This is a genomic window from Bacillus sp. P4_D3 (assembly GCF_056401855.1).
The window spans coordinates 1-1599 of record NZ_JBFUIN010000694.1 but is presented as its reverse complement, the minus strand read 5'-3'; the positions used below and the strand labels follow the sequence as shown (position 1 = coordinate 1599).

At 33.2% G+C, this 1599-nt stretch carries 3 protein-coding genes; all 3 read right to left on the bottom strand.

What is annotated here, in order from left to right:
- Positions 1 to 458: serine hydrolase (locus tag AC1DTM_RS25670; RefSeq protein ID WP_477001208.1), on the bottom strand; the 458-nt coding region annotated here is incomplete at its 3' end.
- 113 nt (positions 459 to 571) lie between these two features.
- On the bottom strand, positions 572 to 847 hold the full coding sequence (locus tag AC1DTM_RS25665; RefSeq protein ID WP_002161619.1) for a heterocycloanthracin/sonorensin family bacteriocin: 276 nt from the start codon (positions 845 to 847) through the stop codon (positions 572 to 574).
- A 199-nt stretch (positions 848 to 1046) separates the two neighbouring features.
- The gene (locus AC1DTM_RS25660; protein ID WP_016104979.1) at positions 1047 to 1493 is read right to left on the bottom strand and encodes an NUDIX domain-containing protein; all 447 of its coding nucleotides are present in this window, start codon (positions 1491 to 1493) and stop codon (positions 1047 to 1049) included.
- Between the last annotated feature and the right edge of the window lie 106 nt (positions 1494 to 1599).

Here is a 1599-nt window from a genome sequence, read left to right as displayed (position 1 = left end):
CTCTTATTATACAGCTGATAAATAAGCTGCGTGACCATTCTTACATTAATATCTCTGTACGCCCAAGCTTGTCCCGGCTCAAACTCACGAAAAACTGTCCTATCATTAGTTTCATTTAAACCGTGTGAATGAGTTACTAAATGTCTTATCGTTGTTTTACCGAGTAATGAAGGATCAGGTTTTTCAAAATAATTTACTGCCTCGTCATCAAGAGATTTTATTTTCCCCTCATAAACTGCATAAGCTACCATTAATCCTAAATAGCTTTTTCTTGCGGAAGCGACATTGAACTGTGAAGATATGTTTACTTTTTTACTAGTAGAAATATTTGAATGCGTTCCATTATAATGCTCGAGCACAATCTTATTATCTTTAATAATACAAAGTGCTGCCGCAGAACTTTGATTTGTCTCTTTAATGTTTTCTACCCATGAAATTAATTTTTCATATTTGTACAAATAAATATCCCCCTAAAACATATAAAAATGACAGCATGAAAGAAAAGTTTCAATACATTATAACTTTGCATCTGCACTTTTCTTTCATGTGAAATATTATAGATCAATAATACTTAAATAACCCACCAGTTCCAGCAATTAGAACAGCTGAAACAACCAACGCAGCCTACACAACCTACACAACCGCCGCAACGTCCGCCGCCACAACCACCACAGCGACCACCACAACCGCCACAACGTCCGCCGCCACCGCATCCGCCACAACGACGTGCATCGTCTTGAATGTAGTAATATGGATATTGATTTTGTTGCTGATCCCAATAAACAACATTACCAGGTTGATAAGCATTAAGGTTTAATGCTTGTAGTTCTTGTTGAAAATCATTCATTATGAAACCCTCCATTTATAAATGTAAATTCCGTCCATATCTTTAAGTTTATTTACTTTTAAAAATAAAGTAGAAATAAGGCTATAGACTAAATGCGTACATCAACAAAATATGACTTTACACTAGGTGATGTACCTTGTTTATGAGCCTATTTTCTTTATATTCTTTTAGTGGACGTAATTAATATAAATAAAGACAATTAAAAGTTACTAATCCAGCAAGTTAATAGTTCATCACTTAATTTTCTTTCTAGTAATTCTTTTACGGAAGGTGTCGGCATTATTGTATAGGAGTTTATATTTTCTTTATTAAAATCAATCCAGTGAAATGCTAAATGGGACTCTTTAGATATTGGAGTAAAATCTGATTTTAACTCATTTGAATCTATTTCAAAAATGTGGTTAATTTCATGGTGAAGGGTTTCTTTGGTTTGCCATTTATTTTCTATGACGCCTAAAAATTGTTTTATACTGCAAGTTACTCCAAGTTCTTCTCGTAACTCTCTTAGTAGTGCATTCTCTGCGGATTCCCCAATTTCAACATGGCCACCGGGTAAAAAATAGTGATGTTCTATGTATTCAGCAACTAGTAATTTTTCATCTTTTATCATGATAGCTCGTACAATATGATGGAATTTACTTTTCATTTTGTATTCCTCCTAATCATTCACTTTATACTTGCTCGAAAATTGTCATTTAAAAGCGAGATAATATAAATCATAGGTGTTTCATATGGATGAACATTATTAATAA

Coding starts and splice junctions, on each gene's coding strand:
- AC1DTM_RS25665 (WP_002161619.1), bottom strand. CDS start 847: ATGAATGATTTTCAACAAGAACTACAAGCATTAAACCTTAATGCTTAT.
- AC1DTM_RS25660 (WP_016104979.1), bottom strand. CDS start 1,493: ATGAAAAGTAAATTCCATCATATTGTACGAGCTATCATGATAAAAGAT.